Annotated in this window: 5 protein-coding genes; 1 reads left to right on the top strand and 4 read right to left on the bottom strand. The window is 41.3% G+C overall.

Annotation, left to right across the window (positions count from 1 at the left end):
* Positions 1 to 13: 13 nt before the first annotated feature.
* The 4 genes from Q0058_RS06700 to Q0058_RS06715 form a co-directional block, all read right to left on the bottom strand.
* Entirely contained in the window at positions 14 to 832 is an 819-nt protein-coding gene (locus Q0058_RS06700; RefSeq protein ID WP_298222153.1) for a mechanosensitive ion channel domain-containing protein, read from the bottom strand.
* 72 nt (positions 833 to 904) lie between these two features.
* Positions 905 to 1,315: a hypothetical protein gene (locus tag Q0058_RS06705; RefSeq protein ID WP_298222154.1), complete on the bottom strand. Its 411-nt coding sequence runs from the start codon at positions 1,313 to 1,315 to the stop codon at positions 905 to 907.
* A 58-nt stretch (positions 1,316 to 1,373) separates the two neighbouring features.
* A complete protein-coding gene (locus Q0058_RS06710) occupies positions 1,374 to 3,386 on the bottom strand; it encodes a thioredoxin domain-containing protein (RefSeq protein ID WP_298222156.1) in 2,013 nt (670 codons plus the stop codon).
* A gap of 316 nt (positions 3,387 to 3,702) precedes the next feature.
* Positions 3,703 to 4,599 carry a NifU family protein gene (locus Q0058_RS06715; protein ID WP_298222157.1) on the bottom strand — a complete coding sequence of 299 codons (897 nt, stop codon included), beginning with the start codon at positions 4,597 to 4,599 and terminating at the stop codon, positions 3,703 to 3,705.
* Positions 4,600 to 4,700: 101 nt separating this feature from the next.
* Between Q0058_RS06715 and Q0058_RS06720 the strand changes: the two genes are divergently transcribed.
* A partial coding sequence (locus tag Q0058_RS06720; protein WP_298222158.1) for a choice-of-anchor L domain-containing protein occupies positions 4,701 to 6,553 on the top strand: 1,853 nt, incomplete at its 3' end.

Raw genomic sequence — 6,553 nt, forward strand, 5'->3', positions numbered from 1 at the left:
AGCTTTTTTGGTTTTATCTTGAAGTTTCTCTAACAAAAGGTTGATAATTAATTTTAGCTTCATCAAAAGCAGTTTTGCAATCTTCCAAAATAGCTGAAGTGACATCACCAAAATCTTCATTTTTGACCCAAACGCGAATCGCTATTTTGATTCCGGAATCCGTTAATTCTTTTACCGTAACCGAAGCCGTTGGATGGTCTAAAATTTTCGGGTTAGCATCTAGAATTCCTGTGATAAGGTCTTTGGCTTCCTTGATGTTCGTGTCATACGAAATGCCCATAGTCAGATCAGTCCGACGTGTTTGTTGCTGCGAAAAATTAATGATGGTCCCGTTGGATAACGCACCGTTCGGAACAAAAATAACCTGATTGTTAGCCGTTAATAATTGGGTCACAAAAATTTGAATATCGATTACCGTTCCTGATACACCTTGAGCCTCAATGGTATCGCCAAGCTTGAAAGGCTTGAAAAAAATAATCAGCATGCCACCCGCAAAGTTAGACAACGAACCCTGTAAGGATAAACCAATGGCCAATCCTGCGGCTCCAAGAATGGTAAGGAATGAAGAAGATTCAATCCCCAATTTAGAAATCACTGCAATAAACAGCAGAATCCTCAATCCCCAAAAAATGATATCCGAGAGGAATTCCACTAAAGTAGGTTCCACTTCCCGTCGCACCATGATTTTCCTTGAAACCGATGTGATGAAACGGATGGCCCAAATCCCGACCACTAGTAGCAAAAGCGCTGCAATCAGTTTGGGTGCGTAATCAATTAGTACTTTAGTGAAGTTGTTGGCGTATTGGTCGATGAGGTCTATTCGTAATTTCATTTTAAAAATAATAAAAAACCTTCCCAAAATTGAGAAGGTAAATTCCTATGCAAAAATAGTTTTTTTTAAGATTTAATCGGCATCTTCTTCGATTCTGTTGGCCGTTTTTTCAACAGTTTCCTTCGCATCTTCTGAGCCATCATCAATTAGATTATTGACTTTATCTTTCGCGGTTTCTACCGTTTCAGAAATTTTTTCTTTGGCTTCCTCGAGGTATTCTTCGGCTTTGTCTACGATTGGCGCCGCTTTTTCTTTGACGGTTTCAATGATGTTTTCTACCACATCGCCCGCCTGTTCAGAATATTGGCTGGCTTTTTCTTTGGCCTTTTCTGCATATTCTTCAGCTTTTTCCATCAGCGGAGCGGCAGCTTCTTTGGCTTTCTCTACTGCGCTGTCTACAAAATCATTGGCTTTTTCTGTGGCCTGACCGGCAGCTTTTTCAGAAGATCCGAATAAATTTTTAAAGAATGATCCTAGTCCCATAATGTGTGTTTTTGTTGGTTATCTCTCAAATTTACAAAAAAAAGCAAATGATTTGTTTTTAGCGAATTAAATCTTTCCATGCTGTTTCAAAATCCTCTACGGGTAAATGACAGGTTTTATTCTGGCAAACGTAAAACAGGTTTTTGTCTTCTATAAAACGATCTGTTAGAAACGGTAATGAACTATATACCGTTGTTCCTGCAACAACTACATTCGGGCAATATTCCTGATACAATTTAGCACTAAATCCTAAAGCTTCTTTTGCGCAGATGGCGAATTCTTTTTGTTGTGGCGACAGGTTCAGAAAAGCATCGAGCCAATTCGAAAAAGCCGACGGATAGTCAATATTCGGGATGATTTTGTGAATCATTGCAGTGCTTATTTTTTCATAAAAGGAATGATTGAAATAAACGCTCAGTTTATAAAGATTCTTCTCCATCATCGAGTTGGAAGCCGGAACCACATTGTCTTCCGTTTCATAATGTTGTGAAATTAAAGCTTCGTCCAAATCAGATTTGAAAGTGAAAAACGAACTGTTCTCCTCATAAAAATGGTCAAGACTATAATCCGTGAGTTGTTTGGAATAACCGAGCCATTGCTCATCAAAAGTCACTTCGTAAAGCGCGATAAAAGCGTCGATGACCGCCGCATAATCTTCTAAAAAACCATTGATGCTGGGCTGGTTGTTTTTATAACTGTGCCACAAATTTCCTTCGGAAGCCCAAAGTTTTTTGATGATGAACTTAGCGTTTTGAAGCGCTGTTTCCAAATATTGTTTGTCTTGCAAAGCTTTGTACGCGTCGACAAAACCTTTCAGCATTAACGCATTCCATGAAGTCAGGCATTTGTCATCGAGGCGCGGTTTGCTGCGTTGTTCGCGGAATTCATAGAGTTTTTTCTCCCATTGTTGCTTTTTGGTTTGCAATTCGGCGACGCTGATTTGATTTTGCTGCGCGATAGCTTCAAGCGATTGGCTTTGAATCAAAACATAATTGTCGTGTTCCCAATGCCCGAAAGGATTGATGTTGAAAACGATTCTGAACAAATCGAAATCTTCTTGAAGTATGGCTTTTAGTTCGGTTTCTGTCCAGACATAGAACGCGCCTTCTTCAAGTTTTTGTTCGGGATTCAGACTGTCGGCATCGAGCGCGCTGTAGAAAGCACCTTCGTCGGTCAGCCATTCTTTGGAAACAAACCGCAGCGTTTTTTCAATGACTTCTTGATACAGTGGATTTTTGGTTCGTTTGTAAGCGTCGGCATAAAGCGATACGAGTTGGCCATTGTCATACAGCATCTTTTCGAAATGCGGCACGTGCCATTTGATGTCGACGGAATAGCGTGAAAAACCACCATCAACGGTGTCGAATAATCCGCCATAAGCCATTTTGGTTAAAGTCAAGTCTACGAAATCAAGCAATTCCTGATCATTATTTTGATGGGCGTAACGCATCAGAAAAGCGTAATTGTTGGGCATCATAAATTTAGGTGCGCGTGCCATACCGCCGAAATCGGGATCGAAACTTTTCTTCCATTTTTCGATTAACGGTATAATCAAATCTTGCGATATTTCAATTTTAGATTCGGGAATGATTGAAAGGCTTTCTAGTCCGGCCTGAAGTTTCTCAGCATATTCGATCATTTTTTCAGGTTGCGTTTGATACAATTCCTGCAACTGTTCGAGTGAGTTAATCCATTCGTTTTTGCGGAAATAAGTGCCGCCCCAAACTGGTCTGCCGTCGGGAAGTGCTACGATATTGAGTGGCCAGCCGCCGCGTCCGGTCATGATTTGAATGGCTTTCATATAAACAGCATCGACATCGGGGCGTTCTTCGCGATCGACTTTGATGCTTGTGAAATGGGCGTTCATGGTTTTTGCGACTTCTTCGTCTTCGAAGCTTTCGTGTTCCATGACGTGGCACCAATGACAAGCGGAATAACCAATGCTGACGATGAGCAGTTGGTTGCTGGTTTTGGCTTCGGATAATGTTCTCGCATTCCAGGCTTTCCAGTGTACGGGATTTTGGGCGTGCTGTAATAAGTATGGACTGGATTCTTGGGATAATTCGTTCATGGGATGATTGGTTTATGGCACGCGGATTTGTCGGATGACGCGGGTTTTCGCTGATTTCTTGATTAATGGATTTTTAAATTTACTTGGATTAAATCCGTGTGAATCTGTTTGATCGGCGTGATCCGTGTTCCAAACATTTTGCTGTTTTTTTTGAAAATTATTCTTATGAAACCCATTCGTTTTTAGCCCCGATTGCAACGGTATCCTTTTGCGGCGGCGTTCGACGCAAAAGATTTAGTGGAAAGCGGGAATAGCTTCTAATAAAAAAGCGCTTCAAAAAATGAAACGCTTAAAGGTATGGATTTTTGTTTTTCGGTTAGCCGTTGAGCGCTTCGACTTTGATGTTTTCGTCGTGGAGCATGTCTTTGAGCATGTTCTCGATGCCACTTTTTAAAGTGAACGTCGACGATGGACAACCATTGCAGGCGCCTTGCAGAATGACTTTGACGCGTTTTTCTTTTTCGTCGTAAGAATCGAACAGAATGTTTCCGCCATCGGCCGCCACAGCTGGTTTTACGTATTCTTCGAGGATGTTGATGATTTGCTGTGAAGTCGTGTCGAGGTTGTCGAAATTCTCGATTTTCTGTTTTTCGATTTTGGGCGTTGCGATGAAATTCTCGTCGAGCACCGTGCCGCCGTTTTCGATGTAAAGTTTGATGAACGAGCGCAGTTCGAGCGTGATGTCGTTCCAGTCGTAGCTTTCGTATTTGCTGACGGAAATATAATTCTCGTCGATGAAAATCTCTTTGACATAAGGGAAATTGAACAGTTCTTTGGCGAGCGGCGAAGGTTGGGTTTCGTCGATGTTTTTGAATTCGATGGCGTTTTTGGTGACCATTTTATTGACGACAAACTTCAGCGTGGCCGGATTGGGCGTGGTTTCGCCATAAACGGTTACGGGTTGTTTTTGGGTTTGGGTTTCGTCAGCTTTGATGATCACACCGCCTTGGTTGACGAAGTTTTCGATTTGTTCGGCGACAGCTTCCTGGACATCGTTCCATTCGACTATGCTGTAACGTTCGATGGCGATGAAATTGCCTGAAATGTAAACGGATTTTACGAAAGGCAGGTAAAACAACTGTTGCGCCAAAGGGGAATTTTTGGCTTCATCGATATTTTTGAATTCGAAACTTTGGTTCTGGGTGATGAAATCCGGAAACTCGAACTTTAGAATGGTAGGATTTTGCGTTTCTTTTATGGTGATTTTAGTCATAATGTTGTATTTCGTGCAAATTTAACAAAGATATTTTGAGCATTTATTTATATTTGGGCAATTAAGCATTTATTTAACTTTTGTGCGTTTATTTTGTTAGGATGAAGAAAAAAATACTTTATTTATTACTGCTCATTACAAGTGGTTTAGTTCGTGCCCAGCTCATAGTGACCAATACGCAAACTCCTGCGCAATTGGTGCAAAATGTTTTAGTAGATTCTAGCGTTGTGCCCACTAATATCATGTTTAATGGTGCTTCTGGGACAGCCAATGTTGTTCGGGATCAGGCTGCAAAATTTAGCACGAATTTTAACGCTACTAATTTGGGTTTGTCGCAAGGTTTGCTTTTAACAACGGGTAAAGCGATATATGCTTTAGGGCCTAATAATTTTCATAATGATACAAATACTTGTCAGATTATTTCTCCTACAGCCGCCGCATCCGATCCAGATTTGGCTTTATTGTCAGGCAATACAATAGGAAGTTGTGCGGTATTGGAATTCGATTTTGTGGCTACAGGATTGGAATTAAATTTTGACTTTGTTTTTGCATCAGAAGAGTATGCGGGTTATGTCAATAGTATCAATGATGCTTTTGGGTTTTTCTTGCGAGGGCCAGGGATTACAGGGCCATATGCAGGAGGTGCTAAAAATATTGCACTTATTCCTTCTACCAATATTCCGATTACTATTAATTCGGTGAATAACGGACCTAACAATAACGGAACTTGTAGTAATTGTGCTTATTATATTAATAATTCACCCACTGGGGTAAACCCAAACACATCAACTGTGCCGACGGTCGAATATGACGGTTTTACTACTGTTCTTACAGCAAAAGCAAATTTGCAATGCGGACAAACGTATCATATCAAATTAGCTGTTGGGAATATCGCTGATGATCTTTTAGATTCGGCGGTTTTTTTAAAAGGTTTTAGGATAAAACCCATGGAGCTTTCTGTAAGCGGAGGTCTTTTTGGTAATACCATTACCTTATGCAATGGACAAGGGGCAACCATCAATTCAGGAATTACTCCCGGCGGCAATACTTTTAAATGGTATAAAGACGGAGGCTTGCTTCCTTCGGAAACGACTCCGGATTTGGCAGTGTCCTCAAGCGGGGTTTATACTTTAGAGGAATACACGCCCGGCGGATGTCTTTTGGGTACAGATGATATTACGATTGTTATTTTGCCAGCAATTCCGGCTGCGCAACCTTTAGACCTGAATGTATGTGGTTCATCTACGGGGCCAAATCAGTTCAACATCAATCAGACTAGTTTAATTACTTCCACGCTAACCAATCTCGTGGATTACGAGATTGCTTATTACGATACGAATGCCGGAGGTGAAGCTTTTTATGGTCTTCCAACTGGGCTTATACCGGATGCCGATTTAGCTACGTATTCCATTTCATCTACCACGGCTACCATTTATGTAAGAGTTCATGAGATTTCTTCAGATTGCGTAATCGTCAAATCATTTAATTTGAATGTTATTCCAGCGCCTTCAGGTTCGATATCTTATAGTGCAAGTCCGTATTGCGATAACGTCGTTGCCCCGCAACCAATTACCAATACTGGTTTAACTTTAGGAGGGACTTATTCTGCCACACCTGCAGGATTGATTATCGATGCTACAACAGGTGCTATTACTGGTTTTGGCAGTACGGTGGGTACTTACACGGTAAAATATGATCTTGCAGCCACCGCTGATTGTCCTTTGTACTCAACGACCACGACCGTTGTCATTGATCATTGTACTTGTACGGTCACAGCTTCTTCTTCATTAGAAACGGTTTGTGTAGGAATAGCGATACCTTCTATTACTTATACCTCTTCTACAGTAGCGACTTCTGGATCGGTTCCAGCGGCAGATTTGCCACCAGGAGTCACGGGTTCTTTCTCAGGAAGTACCTTTACGATTTCGGGAACACCCACTACAGCTGGCACCTA

The organism is Flavobacterium sp. (genome assembly GCF_027484705.1).
Classification (GTDB): domain Bacteria; phylum Bacteroidota; class Bacteroidia; order Flavobacteriales; family Flavobacteriaceae; genus Flavobacterium.

Excerpts from the sequence above, each read along its gene's own strand:
- Q0058_RS06700 (WP_298222153.1), bottom strand. The coding sequence starts at position 832 with ATGAAATTACGAATAGACCTCATCGACCAATACGCCAACAACTTCACT.
- Q0058_RS06715 (WP_298222157.1), bottom strand. The coding sequence starts at position 4,599 with ATGACTAAAATCACCATAAAAGAAACGCAAAATCCTACCATTCTAAAG.
- Q0058_RS06705 (WP_298222154.1), bottom strand. The coding sequence starts at position 1,315 with ATGGGACTAGGATCATTCTTTAAAAATTTATTCGGATCTTCTGAAAAA.
- Q0058_RS06710 (WP_298222156.1), bottom strand. The coding sequence starts at position 3,386 with ATGAACGAATTATCCCAAGAATCCAGTCCATACTTATTACAGCACGCC.